Raw genomic sequence first — 14202 nt, 5'->3', positions numbered from 1 at the left:
GGATTACTCCTTGGCCGCCAGATTCACGACACGGTTGGAGCGATCCACAGGGCGCACTTGCTGGCCCTCATGCAGCACATGCACGCCTGCGGCGACCACCCAGTCGGTGGGAGCCAAGCCTTCGAGCACCGGCACGTTTTTTTCACCGAACGCACCAATGCGCACCGTCGTACGCTCAAGGGTGTTGTCCGGCTTTACCCGCCAGACGAAGGACGCGCCGTTCTCTGCGCTGAGGGCAGACAGCGGTACCGAGAGCGCAATGACGCCGTCGGTTTGTATGAATACGCGCGCGCTCTGGCCCAGTTCGGCAGGGACTTTACCGCCGGTGAAGGCTACACGGGCGGCGAAGGTGCGGGATTTCGGGTCGGCTGCGGGTGACAGTTCACGGATGCGTCCGGCGAAGCGCTGTTCGGGCTGGCTCCACAACTCTACCGACACCGGCTGGCCGACCTTGAAGCGGCCGAAGCCTTGCTCGGGCAGGCTGATCAGCACTTCGCGCTCACCATCGGTGGCCAGGGTGAACACGGTCTGCCCCGCCGAGACCACTTGGCCGACTTCGACAGCACGCTTGGCGACCACGCCGTCCTGGGGCGCGCGCAGCACGGCATATCCGGCCTGGTTGCTCGACACGTCGAACTCGGCCTTGATCTGCTTCAGGCGCGCTTCACCTGCTCGGTAGAGGTTTTCGGCGTTGTCGTACTGCGAGCGGCTGACCATCTGACGGTCCATCAGGGTCTTGTAGCGATCGCGCTCAGCGCGCACCAGGTTCAGATTGGCCTCAGCGCCGGCCACTTGGGCACGACTGGCTTCCAGTTGCAGGCGCACATCCTGGGGGTCAAGTTCAGCCAGTGGCTGGTTGGCCTTGACCCGCTCGCCCTCTTCCACCAGCCGCTTGCTGACTTTGCCGCCGATGCGAAAGGCCAGGTCCGGCTCATAACGGGCACGAACTTCACCGGGGTAGCTGTCCATTGCCTGTGCCGAGGGCTGCGGCTGCACCACCATGGCGGGGCGGACGGTGGCCTGGGTCGCTTCTTCATGGCCGCAGGCGGCCAATAAAAAGACCAGGCTGACAGGCAAAGCAAGGGGCAGGAACGCGCTGCGCATGCTGAAGGACCTTTCGCAAATGGAGCTTGGAATAATTATACTGGCCGGTATGTTATTAATACCAAACTCGCCAGTCCAGTATTAAAGGTAAAAATGTCCGACAATCCTGTGAACACCGCCAGCCCCGGGCGTCCCAAGGACATGGCAAAACGCCAGGCAATCCTCGAAGCCGCGAAATCCCTGTTCCTGGGCAATGGCTACGCGAACACCAGCATGGATGCCGTCGCGCTTGCGGCGGGCGTCTCGAAACTCACCGTCTACAGCCACTTCACCGATAAAGAGACGTTGTTCACCGCGGCGGTAGTGGCCAAATGTGAAGAGCAATTGCCGGTGATGTATTTCGAGCTCCCCACAGGCATGCCCGTAGAGACGGTATTGCTGAACATCGCACGGGGCTTTCATCGGCTGATCAACAGCGAGGAGTCGGTGAACCTGCATCGCCTGATGATGACCACCGGCAATCAGGACGTGAAGCTCTCGCGGATCTTCTTCGAAGCCGGCCCCATGCGCATGTTGCAAGGCATGGAGCGCCTGCTCGGCAAGATCGACCAGAGCGGTGCCTTACACATCGACAACCCCTTCAAAGCGGCGGAGCACTTCTTTTGCCTGCTCAAGGGCACCGCGAACTTTCGCCTGTTGTACGGCTGCGGCGGGCAACTGAGCGCAGAAGAGGCAGAAGAACATGTGCAGGACGTGGTGAAGTTGTTTATGCGGGCCTATCGCAGCCCGGTCTCGACAACAGCGTAGGGTGCAGCAACCGACCGTAACCATCGGGAGCAAGCCCCCTCCCACATTTGGATCTCGCAGCATCACGAATATGAGTGCTGTTGCTTGCAGCTTATGGCTTGAGCGCTTTCTTGGGATAAATATCGTAGCGGCTGGACTTGCCATCCAACGCATGACTCGGCTTGGGCCCGTCAATGCACGGCGCCTTGCGCGGGCGCTTGACCACCACACGGTGGCTGGCCAAAGCCAGGGCGGCAGCGAGCAAGGCCGGTGCATCCGGATCATCGCCCACCAACGGTCGAAACAGGCGCATTTCCTTCTTCACCAGGGCGGTTTTCTCACGGTGTGGAAACATCGGGTCCAGGTAGATCACCTGGGGCGGCTCGCCCTCCCAATTGAGCATCACATCGATGGAGTTGCCCTTGAGCAGCTTCATGCGCGCCACAATCGGTGCCACTTCAAAATCCTGCGCAGCGCGTGCCAGGCCGTCTTCGAGCAAGGCACCGATCAACGGCTGGCGTTCGATCAGGCTCATCTCGCACCCCAGGCTGGCCAATACGAACGCGTCCTTGCCCAACCCGGCCGTGGCGTCCAGCACCTTGGGCCGTACGCCTTGGGCGATGCCCACGGCCTTGGCGATCATTTGCCCACTGCCACCGCCATATAAACGCCGATGTGCCGCGCCGCCTTCGACAAAGTCGACCCGCACCGGCCCCGGCGCATCGGGCCCAAGCTGCTGCAATTGCAGGCCCTGCTCGCCCACTTGCAGGGAAAAATCCGCATCCGCCACCTGTAAAGGCAAGCCCAGCAGCGAAGCCCACTGCTCGGCGCAGGCCTGGAAACTGTCGGCCAACGCCTCGACTTGGATGCGGCTGGCCGCTGGTTGTTCGTTCATCAATCGCTACGCTCAAAAATATTAAGGATCGGCAAACAGCGGCCGATAAAAACAGCAGTCAGGTATTTTGCCAGAGCTGAGCGTCGACCGAGAAAAATGTCAGACATTCTTCCCCTAACCATCGGTGTACTGCCGACCCACAACCACTACGGCCTGCGCAATACTCAAGCGCTGGCCGGGGTGAGTCATGTGTGGCAGGACTTCTTCGCCCGGGCGCTGGCCGAACAGCTCGGTGAAACGCCGCAGGCACTGGCCGCCAAGGCGCCTGCACCTGCCGACCCTTCGGTCGAACCCGGCGAAGGCGCCGACATGCTCTCGCAGATCCTCACCCAGCGTGAGTGTGACGTGAAAGACACCGAGATCGCCCCGCCTGAGCCGCTGTTCCTGCCGATTGCCGAATTCGAAACCGAGTTGCTGCCACCGGCGCCGATACCCTTCCCGGAAGAAGAACTCGTCGCCCAGCAGCGCCAGCAGGACTTCGACAGCGGTTGGGTCCGCCCGATTGTGCTGAACGCCGGCCAACCACTACCAGAGCCCGGCCCGGCCCCCGAGCCACGCACACTGCACTTGCCGATTGCCGAGTTCGAACTGGACCTGTTGCCACCGGCTGCCGAGCCATACCCCGAAGAAGAATTGATGGCGCAACAGAAGGCGCTGGATTTCGACTACTACTGGGCGCGCCCACTGGTGACCCACAACCTGCGCCTGGCCGCTTAAGCCTCAGCGACACACCCACCATCGCCCCATATCCAGGTGAAAATGGTTGCGGTGAGCAGCGTTGTAATCCGGGCTCAGCACCACGTTGAAATCATCACAGGCACCATCGCGCACCAAGCGCAGGAAACGCGCACTGTCGCCCTCCCCCGGCCAATCCTTCAACACGCTGATGCTGCGCCCGTCCGCCAGACGAAAACCGGAGATATCCAAGGCATTGGCCGAGGCATGTTGGCTCAGGCGCCCGTCGGCACGGTTGTAAACATTACGGCAGGCAAAGCTGCCCAAATGCTCGACCCGACTCACCGCCTGGCCGAACACTGCCTGGGCCGCCGGTTGCAGGCTGTGACGCTCGAACAACGCGAACGCCACAGCCAGGGGGCAACTGGCCAGAAAGCTGCTGCTCAGAGCCACCTCAGCGCCCTGCACACGCAGGACATTGCGCAACGGGCACGCCGCATCGGCAGCGGTATCCGCCTGACGGCTGACCCGCAGGCCGGAGGTTTTCAAGACTTGGTCACACAGCGCCGGATCATCCTGCAAACGGCTGAGCTTGTAGCGCGTGAGCAGGTTGGGACTGGCGCGCACATCCAGGGGTGCCCAGGGGTTCCACTCAGCCGGCATCGGCACCCAGCCACGCCAGACGCCCAGCGCGAAAGCGCCCGCCAGCAGCAACAGCAGGCCCAGCACTTTTATCGAACCCACGGCTCAATCCTTGAAAAATCGGATGTCTAGGGGGCGTTCTCAATTAGTTTCCCCGCCGGGGAAACTAATTGAGAACGCCCCCTAGAGTAACCCCAGTTGCTGCGCAACGGGCTCTCGATGCAGGGTGGGCAGCGGCGGCAGGCCGGGCAGGCGCGCCATCAGCTGTGCATGAAAGCGCAACGCCAGTTGTGCCGCGAGGCGGTTGTCCGAGGTGTGCAGGAATATGTACGGCGTGCGTCCCTCTTCGATCCAACTGGCGATCTTTTCCACCCACGGGATCAGGAACGGGTCATTGGCCTGCAGCTCCGGATGCCCGATGAAGCGCACCTGGGGAAACTGGGTCAGCGCCGCCGGGCGCGGTGGCACCTTGGGCTTTTTGGATTGGGCGTGCAGCACTGCCGCCGAGGTTGACGTACAACTGAACAGGGCGCGAGGGTCGAGGCAGATGCGCTCGACGCCACGATCGCGCAACAGGCGGTTGAGCATACGCTCAGCGTCTCCCTTGGCGAAGAACTGCTCGTGCCGGACCTCCACGGCCAATGGACGATCAATGCCATCGAGGAAACCGGCCAGTTCGGCCAGGCGCTGCGGGGTAAACGCTTTTGAGAGCTGCAGCCACAGCGGTGAAACGCGCTCACCCAAAGGGCTCATCAAACTGACAAAACTCTCTGCCGCGGGCAATTGCTCACGCAAGTCACCCGCATGGCTGATATCCCCTGGGAATTTGGCGGTGAAGCGAAAATCAGCCGGCATGATCTCGGCCCAGCGCTGCACGGTAGCGGCCGAAGGTCGAGCATAAAACGTGGTATTGCCTTCAACCGCATTGAAGACTTGAGAATAGAGCCCGAGGTAATCGCTGGAACGCGCCTCCACCGGGTACAGGTACTCGCGCCAGGCGTTTTCACTCCAGGACGGGCAACCAATGTAATAAGGCAAACCCATCAGATATGAATGTCGAGACCCAGCACTTCCATATCCCATTCGACAAAGCCGGCGGTGGTCAGGTAACTGGCCAGGGCGGTGGCAACGCTTTTGCTCATGGAGCGGGGGAAGACCATGTCTTGCTGGCGGGCAGGAACGCCGCTGATACGTGCGCTCCCGGCCCCCTTGGCGCTGGAGGGCGAATCAGCGTGGACTTCAATAAAGTCCGGCGAATCCTCCACGGACTCGTCTACCGTCACGTTCGCCTTGCGTGGCTTACGCTTGAGAGGGTAGGACTGTGAGGAGAAGCCGTCTATACGCATACATGCAGACTCGGTATCAATGATGGCAATTTAGCGGCACTTTCCGTAGTGCGCAAATGCTCTGGTGATAACTAGAACACATAATTTGTAAAAGGTTTAAAAACCGCGGCAAATTCTGACGATTGGCGAAATTTGCCACCGAATGCCCACATTTTTGGCGTCAAATAATTCCGCGCTCGGCCTTTGTCTGCGCCACTTTATCGCGCAGGTAAACCGGTGCCGCTTGATCCGCCGGGACCGCCTCACCGCGTTCGAATGCAAAACGTGCCAACGCCAGCAGATCTTCGGCATGGGGCAACATCGCAGCGTCCTGCCCTACCAAATGCACGTCGATGCGTTCGCCATAACCCCAGCCGGTGCCGGCACCGAACCACTCACCGCTGGCATCAGCCGGCAACCCTGCCGCTTCTGGCGGCTGCACTGCCTCCACGCCCACCAGACGCATTTCACCGGCAGTTTCGCGGTAGCAGCCCCAATAGACTTCATCCATCCGCGCATCAATCGCCGCAGCCACTTGCATGGCGCCGTGTTCGCGCAGTGCGCGCTGGGCCAGCACGGCAAGGTTGGACACCGGTAACACCGGACGCTCCAACGCAAACGCCAGGCCCTGCACCACGCCAATGGCAATACGCACACCAGTAAAGGCACCGGGGCCGCGACCAAAGGCGATGGCATCCACGGCAGCCAGGGTGATACCGGCGTCTTCGAGCAACTGCTTGATCATCGGCAGCAACTTCTGCGCGTGCAGGCGCGGGATCACCTCGTAGTGGCTCGTTACCTTGCCATCGTGCAGCAAGGCAACGGAGCAAGCTTCAGTCGCGGTGTCCAGGGCCAGCAGGGTGCTCATCGGTGTGGGTGTCCAAATCGGGAAAAAAGTGCGCCAGTATAAACAACAACGGCCCGCAAGCGGGCCGTTGTACGCAAAGCTGATGGCGGGATCAGCTCAGTGCTTGCATCACCTTGGCGGTAATGGCTTCTACCGAACCCACGCCAGGGATATGGCTGTACTTCGGCTTGCCTTGGGCAGCGGACAACTTCTGGTAGAAGTCCACCAGTGGCTTGGTCTGGGAGTGATAGACCGACAGGCGATGACGCACGGTTTCTTCGGTGTCGTCTTTACGCTGCACCAGGTCTTCACCGGTGACATCGTCCTTGCCTGCCACTTTTGGCGGGTTGTAGACGATGTGGTAAACGCGGCCCGAGCCTTCGTGAACGCGGCGACCGGCAATACGCTGGACGATTTCTTCGTCTTCTACGGCGATTTCAACCACCGCATCCAACTCAACACCCGCCTTCACCAAGGCTTCAGCCTGGGGAATGGTGCGAGGGAAACCGTCGAACAGGAAGCCGTTCTTGCAATCTTCCTGGCTGATGCGTTCCTTGACCAGGTTGATGATCAGATCATCGGAGACCAGGCCGCCGCTGTCCATCACGCTCTTGGCGATCAGGCCCAGCTCGGTGCCGGCTTTGACAGCAGCACGCAGCATGTCGCCGGTGGAGATTTGTGGAATGCCGAATTTTTCAGTGATGAACTTTGCCTGAGTACCTTTACCGGCCCCGGGAGCTCCCAGCAGAATGACGCGCATCGATGTGCTCCTCAATTTTTTATAGAGATGACGCTCGGATTCGCCGCGTGGGGCCAATCTCGTAAAAATATGGGTCCAGGCCGATCAAACGGCCAAAGGCTGATCAAGATACACAGCGGGCCCTCACCATACAAGCCGCCAAAAGTAGGAGAAACCCGCACCCGGCATACGTCAGCGACAGGGTGTGCCTGAGCGCAACCCGCCTCCTCAAACAACGACCGCCCTTTTCAGGGCGGTCGTCGTGGTTGATCCGCAAGCCGTTGAGAACACGCAAGAAACCTCAACCGGTGTTGCGCAAACCGGCGGCAATACCGGCCACGGACACCAGCAGCGCCTGTTCCAGAGGGCTGTCTTGCGCCGCCTCTTGCCGACGGGACCGCGCCAGCAACTCGGCCTGCAACAGGTGCAACGGGTCGAGGTAGGTGTTGCGCAGGCGGATGAACTCCAAGGTGTCAGGGCTATGGGCCAGCAACTGCGACTGGCCGGTCAAGCCAAGCACCACATTACAGGCCTGCGACAATAGGTCGCGTAAATGCGCACCCAATGGCAGCAGGTCTGGCTGCACCAGGCGCTCATCATAAAGACGGGCGATATCGGCATCGGCCTTGGCCAGCACCATTTCCAGCATGTCGATGCGCGTGCGGAAAAACGGCCACTGTTCACGCATCTGCGCCAGCAACTCACCTTCCCCCCGCTCCAGCGCCTTGCTCAATGCCGCCTCCCAGCCGAGCCAGGCAGGCAGCATCAGGCGCGTCTGGGTCCAGCCGAAGATCCACGGGATCGCGCGCAAGCTTTCAATCCCGCCTGCGCGACGCTTGGCCGGGCGACTGCCCAGGGGCAAACGGCCCAACTCCTGCTCCGGCGTCGACTGGCGAAAATACTCGACGAACTGCGGATTTTCCCGCACCACGGCGCGGTAAGCACTGACACCGTCTGCCGCCAATTCGTCCATCAAGTGACGCCAGGCAGGCTCCGGTGGTGGCGGCGGCAGCAGTGTCGCTTCCAGCACGGCGGCCAGGTAGAGGTTGAGGTTCTGCTCGGCGATATCCGGTAGGCCGAATTTGAAGCGGATCATCTCGCCTTGTTCCGTGGTGCGGAAACGCCCTGCCACCGAGCCCGGCGGCTGCGACAGGATCGCCGCGTGGGCCGGGCCGCCGCCACGACCAACGGTGCCACCACGACCATGGAACAACAGCAGTTCCACCTGCTGTTCGCGGCAGATATCGACCAGACGCTCCTGCGCCCGGTATTGCGCCCAGGCGGCGGCGGTAGTGCCTGCGTCCTTGGCCGAGTCGGAGTAGCCGATCATCACTTCCTGCGGGCCCTGCAAGCGCGCGCGGTAACCCGGCAGTTGCAGCAGCCGCTCCATCACCGGCCCGGCGTTATCCAGGTCAGCCAGCGTTTCGAACAACGGCACCACACGCATCGGTCGTTGTACGCCCGACTCTTTCAACAGCAACTGCACCGCCAGCACATCCGAGGCGGCACCCGCCATGGAGATAACATACGAGCCCAATGAGGCAGCCGGTGCGGCGGCGATTTCCTTGCAGGTATTGAGCACCTCGGCGGTGTCTGCCGACGCTTTGAAATACCCCGGCAGCAACGGCCGACGACTGGCCAGTTCCTGGGTCAGGAAGCTGATGCGTGCGTCTTCGTCCCAATCCTCATAACGCCCAAGGCCCAGGTAGTCAGTGATTTCAGTCATGGCCGCCGAGTGACGGCTGGAGTCCTGACGCACATCCAGGCGCACCAGGAACAGCCCGAAGGTCACCGCACGGCGCAAGCAGTCGAGCAGCGGCCCATCGGCGATCACGCCCATACCGCATTCATGCAGGGACTGGTAGCACAACTCCAGCGGGTCCAGCAGGTCGCGGTTGTTCTGCAACACTTCGGCAGGCGCCGGGGTGCTGGCCGTCAACGAAGCGTGGGCCCACTGGCGCGTGGCGCGCAGGCGTTCGCGCAGTTGCTTGAGCAAGGCGCGATAGGGTTCGACGCTGTCGCCGACCTTGGCTTGCAACGCCGGGCTGGCCTGTTGCATCGACAGCTCGGAGGCCAGCTGATCGATGTCGCGCAAGTACAAGTCCGCTGCCATCCAGCGCGCCAACAGCAGCACCTCGCGGGTAACCGGCGCGGTGACATTGGGGTTGCCGTCACGGTCGCCGCCCATCCACGAGGCAAAGCGAATCGGCGCAGCCTCCAGGGGCAGGCGCAAGCCGGTAGCAGCGTGCAGGGCCTGGTCAGCCTTGCGCAGGTAATTGGGAATGGCGTGCCACAGCGAATGTTCGATCACCGCAAAGCCCCACTTGGCTTCGTCCACCGGGGTGGGCCGGATGCGGCGAATTTCTTCGGTGTGCCAGGCTTCGGCGATCAGCCGTTGCAAGCGTTCGCGGATCTGCTCGCGTTCGGCGTTGGTAAGGTCACGGTGGTCCTGGAGGGCCAGTTGCGCGGCGATGGCATCGTATTTCTGGATCAGGGTACGGCGAGCCACTTCGGTGGGGTGGGCGGTGAGCACCAGTTCGATCTCCAACCGTGCCAACTGCCGGGCCAGGGATTCATGGCTGTGCCCTTCGCTTTTCAGGCGCGCCAGCAACTCCGGCAACACCCGGGACTCAAAAGGCGCTGGTTGCGATTCATCGCGCCGATGAATCAGTTGATATTGTTCGGCAATGTTGGCCAGGTTGAGGAACTGGTTAAAGGCCCGGGCAACAGGCAGCAACTCGTCCTCTTGCAACTGATTCAAGCTGGCACTCAGTTCGTCGCCGGCCGCCTTGTCCGAGACGGCGCCGCGGCGGTCAGCCTTGGCGCCTTTGCGGATTTGCTCGATCTTGTCGAGAAAGTCATCGCCGTACTGCTCTCGAATGGTGTTGCCCAACAGTTCACCCAGCAGGTGAACATCCTCACGCAAGCGTGCATCGATATCACTCATCAGCCAATCTCCAGCCAGAAATCCGGGACGCGCAGGTGTTCCAGAGTGCCGTCGGCGTCGGTTTCTGACAAGGCCGAACGCAAACGACTTTAAACCTTGTGGCTTAAAGCTAGTCTCAAGCATGAGCCGTCGCGTTATTCACGCAGGCGGCTGGTCACTCATCACCGCCTGCCAACGCAGGCTTATTGAGGTAGCCATGAAAATTCGAGAACTGGCCCAGCATTGGGAAGAAACCGCCAAGGGTCGCCTGACCAAGACTGAGTACGCGATTCATCTGGATGTGGAATCTGCCGCAAGGCTGGCCGCCATTGCCGAGATGTACCCCAAGCGCCACGTCGAAGAACTGCTCGGCGAGCTGATCGGCGCCGCCCTTGAAGAGCTGGAAGAAAGCTTTCCCTATATCAAGGGCGACCAAGTGATTGCCACCGATGAAGAGGGGGACCCGCTGTATGAAGACGTGGGGCTCACACCCAGGTTTCTGACGTTGTCCCGCCGCTATTTACATGATTTGTCCGCCAGCGCTGACGAACAGAAACACTGAACAACATTTTATTGACGTCAATCCAACCCAGGTATTCCGGGCTTTTTACAGGCTCGGAGTACCGTTTCGCGCTGCGAAAGTTCCATCTTTTGAACACTGACCACTCAGTCAGATATTTTTTCAGGCAATTCGCCATATCCGCTGAACTTTTGAAAAAAGCCTCAGGTCACAGCCAGTAGCCATCACTTGTGGAACGGTCGTTTGAACTGGCCTCATGAGCTTTACCGCCGGGCCCGCAACCGATACGCCACGATGGATTTTGATGTTTTTCAGGAGTTATCCAATGGAGTTGAAGACGATGAACACCAGCACCGCCAAATCCTCGTTTAACCACCTGCGCGGGCTCAAATTGGCCGCGCTGGCAATCGGCACCAGCTTCGTTCTGGCAGGCTGCGCCGGCAACCCTCCAACCGAGCAGTACGCCGTGACCCAATCGGCCGTTAACAGCGCCGTGAGCGCTGGCGGTACCGAGTTTGCAGCCGTGGAAATGAAGTCGGCTCAGGACAAGCTCAAAGAAGCTGAAATCGCGATGCACGACAAGAACTACGAGAAAGCTCGTCAGCTGGCTGAACAAGCCGAATGGGACGCCCGCGTCGCCGAGCGTAAAGCCCAGGCTGCCAAGGCTCAACAGGCTGTGAAGGATTCCCAGAAGGCTGTTGAAGAACTGCGTAAGGAAGGCATGCGCCCAGCTGCAATCATGCAGAAGTAAGCCACTGCCCCTTGATTGCATCGCACCTGATATCGAATTGAAAGGACGACACGACTATGCGTAAACAATTGATGATCCCTGCCCTGCTAGCGATGAGCGTTGCCTTGGCGGCCTGCTCCACCCCGCCGAACGCGAACCTGGAAAATGCACGGACTAACTTCTCGGCCCTGCAAACCAACCCGCAAGCCACCAAACTGGCAGCCCTGGAAACCAAAGACGCCAGCGAATGGCTGGACAAGGCTGACAAGGCATACCGCGACAACGAAGACGAGAAGAAAGTCGACCAACTCGCTTACCTGACCAACCAGCGTGTTGAAGTTGCCAAGGACACCATCGTCCTGCGCGAATCCGAAGCCAAGCTGAAAAATGCCGGCGACGAACGTGCCCGCGCCCTGCTGGACGCCCGCGACGCGCAAATCAAGCAACTGCAAAACAGCTTGAACGCCAAGCAAACCGATCGCGGCACCCTGGTGACTTTCGGTGACGTACTGTTCGCCACCAACAAGTCCGACCTGAAATCCAGCGGCCTGGTGAACATCACCAAGCTGGCGCAGTTCCTGCGCGATAACCCGGATCGTAAAGTGATCGTTGAAGGCTACACCGACAGCACGGGTTCCGACTCGTACAACCAGAGCCTGTCGGAGCGTCGCGCAGCTTCCGTGCAACGTGCACTGGCTCAACAAGGCGTGGATATTTCGCGCATCGTGACCCAGGGCTACGGCAAGGAATATCCAGTTGCCGACAACGGCAGCGTTTCGGGCCGTGCCATGAACCGTCGCGTTGAAGTGACCATCTCCAACGACAACCAGCCAGTCAAGCCACGGTCTTCCGTTGCTAACTGATTGATTGTTGCCGGATAAAAAAACCCACCTCGCGGTGGGTTTTTTTTGGCTAGGAAAAATTGATTGGGCGATCTGTGTCTTCATCAGGCGGTTTTATCATGCCGGGGTCTTTGCAACCCTGCGCCGAACTGCCTGCCGACTTGTTACGCGCCTGCTCCAGCGCATCTTGTCGTTCTAACGCCTGATGCGCCCTGACCATCGCCAGCATATTGCGTATCGCATCAATATTTATCACCACCGTCCCAGCCCCGCTGTAAAGAACTCACACCACCGTTTGTGGCGGTTTACGCAATTCAGTTCCAGGCGACTTCTTGAGGAGATACTGTGGTGGCACCGGCACGCCGTGGGCCGGCCACACTCATGCCCCCCCCAAATCACTGGCAGGCTTTCAAAGGCAGGGGATTAAAACGCGATAGAGCCCGGGCTGTCGCCGCCGCCCATCTGAATCTGGCCTTGGCCAGATGTGCCACCTGGGTCTTTTGCCTCCAGGGCGGCTCTTTCTTCCAACAACTTCTTCAGCTTTTCGAGCAGTTCTTCAAGGCTCTCCCCGCCTCCAGCCCCCTGGGCCCCGCCCGAACCCTGCAAACCTTCGCCGCGCTTGGCTTGAATTTTATCCCGGATGTCCTGAATTAGCTGATCCAGGCCCTGCGAGGGTGCCTCGGAGCCAACTGAATAGCCCGCGCCAACTGAAAGTGAACCGCCGATACCGTCCATAAACTCGTACTCCAGATTAGTTAATACAATGCACTGATCAGACAAGCTGATCAGTCCACGATCTGTGGCAAGCGAGTACAGATGGTTCCAGGCTATATAGATTCGGACAGACCTCGCCTGACTAATCAGGAGACTTGAAGGACGTTTTCATACAACGGCGGTGTTAGGACTCACTGCTCCAGTTGCGGAGTTTCCTGCCCCATGCAACGCACGGCCTGCTTCTTGTTGTTCACCAGCACGCCGCTCAAGCCTTTTTGCTCGGTATCAAACATCACCAACACGCCGTCAACGCACTGCGCCACCTGCGCGGCAGGGGTCAGGGAAATTTTGTAATCCTCCCCCGGCACGGTTTTGAGCATGGTGAAGTCGCTGAGCAGCAACGCGTCTTGCGGCTTGGCGAAGTGCAGGTAGCCGTAATACCACAAGCACCCAACGGTACCGATGATAGTGCCGATGCCGGTGAGGATCAGCGGGATCATGTTGCGTTCTTCACTCATTGCGGGCTCTCTGATGAATCAACTTTAGGAATTGGATAATTCGGAATCTCGCCCAGCCGGCGCAGGCCGTTGAAGTGCTGCGGGTCGTCCAGGTAACGCAGCATGACGGTTTGCCAGGTCTTGTCGGCAAACGTCTGCACATGGCCGCCACGGGTCAGTTGCAACACCCTTGGCGCAGGGGCCACTTGATACAGGCGGATGCCATTGGCCACTGGCACGATGGGATCATCCAGGCTGTGGAACAACAGTTTTGGCACACCGGTCAGTTGGGGCATGGCATTGATTGCACTGTCGGCGTCGGGCACCAGCCACGACAGGGGCACCTGCAACGGCCAGGTTAACCAGGACGTGCTCAGGGCGAATTGTCCTACGTCACGATAACTGGCGGGTACGCCATCCAGTATCAGCGCCTTGAGCTGGGGTTGACGCGCCGGATGGGCCGCCAGGTAATGCACCGCCAGCGCGCCGCCCAGGCTTTGGCCGAGCACAATCAATGGTTGCCCCTGGGTTTCAGGAGCTTTGTCGAGCCAGCTGAATGCTGCGTCTATATCCTGATAGATCGCCGGCAAGGACGGTTTGCCTTGCGAAAGCCCATAGCCGCGATAATCGAGCAACAGCACTTGATAGCCTTGCTCCGGCAACCACCAACTGCCGCCCAGGTGCCAGGCGAGATTACCGCCGTTGCCGTGCAGGTGCAGCACCGTTCCCTTCAGAGGTACGCCGGGTTTAGCCGGCAACCACCAGGCGTGGAGCTTGAGGCCGTCAGCAGTGGTGATAGTGACGTCGCGGTATTGCAGGCGGGCTTTTTCCGGCGTGAAGGGCAGGCCAGGCTCGGGATAGAACAGCAAGGAGCTGCAGCCGTTCAATGTGAGTAGCAGGCATAAAATGCCGAGGATTCTCATCCGTTGAAACCTCGTAGGTGAGTTGAAACCTGAAGTCTTGTGAAGATCCAATGGTGGGAGGGGGCAAGCCCCCTCCCACACGGTGACCCGGTTGCTT

The 14202-nt window shown here is 60.1% G+C and carries 16 protein-coding genes; 5 read left to right on the top strand and 11 right to left on the bottom strand.

Annotation, left to right across the window (positions count from 1 at the left end; translation table 11 throughout):
• Positions 1–3: 3 nt before the first annotated feature.
• On the bottom strand, positions 4–1104 hold the full coding sequence (locus LJX92_RS06125) for an efflux RND transporter periplasmic adaptor subunit (protein WP_032877470.1): 1101 nt from the start codon (positions 1102–1104) through the stop codon (positions 4–6).
• Positions 1105–1197: 93 nt separating this feature from the next.
• On the opposite strand from LJX92_RS06125, the gene LJX92_RS06120 reads away from it, so the two are divergent.
• A complete protein-coding gene (locus tag LJX92_RS06120) occupies positions 1198–1851 on the top strand; it encodes a TetR/AcrR family transcriptional regulator (RefSeq protein ID WP_078820459.1) in 654 nt (217 codons plus the stop codon).
• A gap of 91 nt (positions 1852–1942) precedes the next feature.
• Here the strand turns inward: LJX92_RS06120 and LJX92_RS06115 are convergent, their stop codons facing one another.
• Positions 1943–2725 (bottom strand): class I SAM-dependent methyltransferase, encoded by a 783-nt coding sequence (locus tag LJX92_RS06115; RefSeq protein WP_032877472.1) that lies wholly within the window; start codon positions 2723–2725, stop codon positions 1943–1945.
• 96 nt (positions 2726–2821) lie between these two features.
• On the opposite strand from LJX92_RS06115, the gene LJX92_RS06110 reads away from it, so the two are divergent.
• Positions 2822–3442: a hypothetical protein gene (locus tag LJX92_RS06110; protein ID WP_032877474.1), complete on the top strand. Its 621-nt coding sequence runs from the start codon at positions 2822–2824 to the stop codon at positions 3440–3442.
• Positions 3443–3445: 3 nt separating this feature from the next.
• Here the strand turns inward: LJX92_RS06110 and LJX92_RS06105 are convergent, their stop codons facing one another.
• The 6 genes from LJX92_RS06105 to ppc form a co-directional block, all read right to left on the bottom strand.
• Complete coding sequence (locus tag LJX92_RS06105; RefSeq protein ID WP_032877475.1) at positions 3446–4144, bottom strand: extensin family protein; 699 nt, start codon at positions 4142–4144, stop codon at positions 3446–3448.
• Positions 4145–4225: 81 nt separating this feature from the next.
• The gene (locus tag LJX92_RS06100; RefSeq protein WP_228309421.1) at positions 4226–5086 is read right to left on the bottom strand and encodes a DUF72 domain-containing protein; all 861 of its coding nucleotides are present in this window, start codon (positions 5084–5086) and stop codon (positions 4226–4228) included.
• Complete coding sequence (locus LJX92_RS06095) at positions 5086–5388, bottom strand: hypothetical protein (RefSeq protein ID WP_032877477.1); 303 nt, start codon at positions 5386–5388, stop codon at positions 5086–5088. The genes LJX92_RS06100 and LJX92_RS06095 overlap by 1 nt, the downstream gene beginning before the upstream one ends.
• A 160-nt stretch (positions 5389–5548) precedes the next feature.
• Positions 5549–6235 (bottom strand): tRNA (adenosine(37)-N6)-threonylcarbamoyltransferase complex dimerization subunit type 1 TsaB, encoded by a 687-nt coding sequence (tsaB, locus tag LJX92_RS06090; RefSeq protein ID WP_228309420.1) that lies wholly within the window; start codon positions 6233–6235, stop codon positions 5549–5551.
• A gap of 91 nt (positions 6236–6326) precedes the next feature.
• Positions 6327–6974 (bottom strand): adenylate kinase, encoded by a 648-nt coding sequence (gene adk / locus LJX92_RS06085; protein ID WP_005785523.1) that lies wholly within the window; start codon positions 6972–6974, stop codon positions 6327–6329.
• Positions 6975–7254: 280 nt separating this feature from the next.
• Positions 7255–9900, bottom strand: coding sequence for a phosphoenolpyruvate carboxylase (ppc, locus tag LJX92_RS06080; RefSeq protein ID WP_228309419.1), 2646 nt, complete (start codon positions 9898–9900; stop codon positions 7255–7257).
• A 196-nt stretch (positions 9901–10096) separates the two neighbouring features.
• On the opposite strand from ppc, the gene LJX92_RS06075 reads away from it, so the two are divergent.
• The 3 genes from LJX92_RS06075 to LJX92_RS06065 all read left to right on the top strand — a co-directional run bounded on the left by LJX92_RS06075 (position 10097) and on the right by LJX92_RS06065 (position 11992).
• Complete coding sequence (locus tag LJX92_RS06075; protein ID WP_005785520.1) at positions 10097–10441, top strand: hypothetical protein; 345 nt, start codon at positions 10097–10099, stop codon at positions 10439–10441.
• Positions 10442–10724: 283 nt separating this feature from the next.
• Positions 10725–11150, top strand: coding sequence for a DUF4398 domain-containing protein (locus tag LJX92_RS06070; RefSeq protein ID WP_005785519.1), 426 nt, complete (start codon positions 10725–10727; stop codon positions 11148–11150).
• Positions 11151–11206: 56 nt separating this feature from the next.
• The gene (locus LJX92_RS06065) at positions 11207–11992 is read left to right on the top strand and encodes an OmpA family protein (protein ID WP_005785517.1); all 786 of its coding nucleotides are present in this window, start codon (positions 11207–11209) and stop codon (positions 11990–11992) included.
• Between the two features lie 402 nt (positions 11993–12394).
• On the opposite strand, the gene LJX92_RS06060 is transcribed toward LJX92_RS06065, so the two are convergent.
• From LJX92_RS06060 to LJX92_RS06050, 3 genes are all read right to left on the bottom strand, one after another.
• Positions 12395–12706, bottom strand: a complete 312-nt coding sequence (locus LJX92_RS06060; RefSeq protein WP_228309418.1) for a hypothetical protein — start codon at positions 12704–12706, stop codon at positions 12395–12397.
• 170 nt (positions 12707–12876) lie between these two features.
• The gene (locus LJX92_RS06055) at positions 12877–13203 is read right to left on the bottom strand and encodes a hypothetical protein (protein ID WP_228309417.1); all 327 of its coding nucleotides are present in this window, start codon (positions 13201–13203) and stop codon (positions 12877–12879) included.
• A complete protein-coding gene (locus LJX92_RS06050; RefSeq protein WP_032877483.1) occupies positions 13200–14105 on the bottom strand; it encodes an alpha/beta hydrolase in 906 nt (301 codons plus the stop codon). The genes LJX92_RS06055 and LJX92_RS06050 overlap by 4 nt, the downstream gene beginning before the upstream one ends.
• Between the last annotated feature and the right edge of the window lie 97 nt (positions 14106–14202).

The organism is Pseudomonas sp. HN8-3 (assembly GCF_020790195.1).
Taxonomy (GTDB): domain Bacteria; phylum Pseudomonadota; class Gammaproteobacteria; order Pseudomonadales; family Pseudomonadaceae; genus Aquipseudomonas; species Aquipseudomonas synxantha_A.
This window is presented reverse-complemented; position numbering and strand designations above follow the sequence as displayed.

What these genes read in the sequence shown, in the direction of transcription:
- LJX92_RS06125 (WP_032877470.1), bottom strand. Translation starts at nt 1,104, where the DNA reads ATGCGCAGCGCGTTCCTGCCCCTTGCTTTGCCTGTCAGCCTGGTCTTT.
- LJX92_RS06115 (WP_032877472.1), bottom strand. Translation starts at nt 2,725, where the DNA reads ATGAACGAACAACCAGCGGCCAGCCGCATCCAAGTCGAGGCGTTGGCC.
- LJX92_RS06055 (WP_228309417.1), bottom strand. Translation starts at nt 13,203, where the DNA reads ATGAGTGAAGAACGCAACATGATCCCGCTGATCCTCACCGGCATCGGC.
- LJX92_RS06070 (WP_005785519.1), top strand. Translation starts at nt 10,725, where the DNA reads ATGGAGTTGAAGACGATGAACACCAGCACCGCCAAATCCTCGTTTAAC.
- LJX92_RS06100 (WP_228309421.1), bottom strand. Translation starts at nt 5,086, where the DNA reads ATGGGTTTGCCTTATTACATTGGTTGCCCGTCCTGGAGTGAAAACGCC.
- LJX92_RS06075 (WP_005785520.1), top strand. Translation starts at nt 10,097, where the DNA reads ATGAAAATTCGAGAACTGGCCCAGCATTGGGAAGAAACCGCCAAGGGT.
- LJX92_RS06120 (WP_078820459.1), top strand. Translation starts at nt 1,198, where the DNA reads ATGTCCGACAATCCTGTGAACACCGCCAGCCCCGGGCGTCCCAAGGAC.
- adk (WP_005785523.1), bottom strand. Translation starts at nt 6,974, where the DNA reads ATGCGCGTCATTCTGCTGGGAGCTCCCGGGGCCGGTAAAGGTACTCAG.
- LJX92_RS06065 (WP_005785517.1), top strand. Translation starts at nt 11,207, where the DNA reads ATGCGTAAACAATTGATGATCCCTGCCCTGCTAGCGATGAGCGTTGCC.
- LJX92_RS06095 (WP_032877477.1), bottom strand. Translation starts at nt 5,388, where the DNA reads ATGCGTATAGACGGCTTCTCCTCACAGTCCTACCCTCTCAAGCGTAAG.
- tsaB (WP_228309420.1), bottom strand. Translation starts at nt 6,235, where the DNA reads ATGAGCACCCTGCTGGCCCTGGACACCGCGACTGAAGCTTGCTCCGTT.
- LJX92_RS06110 (WP_032877474.1), top strand. Translation starts at nt 2,822, where the DNA reads ATGTCAGACATTCTTCCCCTAACCATCGGTGTACTGCCGACCCACAAC.
- ppc (WP_228309419.1), bottom strand. Translation starts at nt 9,900, where the DNA reads ATGAGTGATATCGATGCACGCTTGCGTGAGGATGTTCACCTGCTGGGT.
- LJX92_RS06050 (WP_032877483.1), bottom strand. Translation starts at nt 14,105, where the DNA reads ATGAGAATCCTCGGCATTTTATGCCTGCTACTCACATTGAACGGCTGC.
- LJX92_RS06060 (WP_228309418.1), bottom strand. Translation starts at nt 12,706, where the DNA reads ATGGACGGTATCGGCGGTTCACTTTCAGTTGGCGCGGGCTATTCAGTT.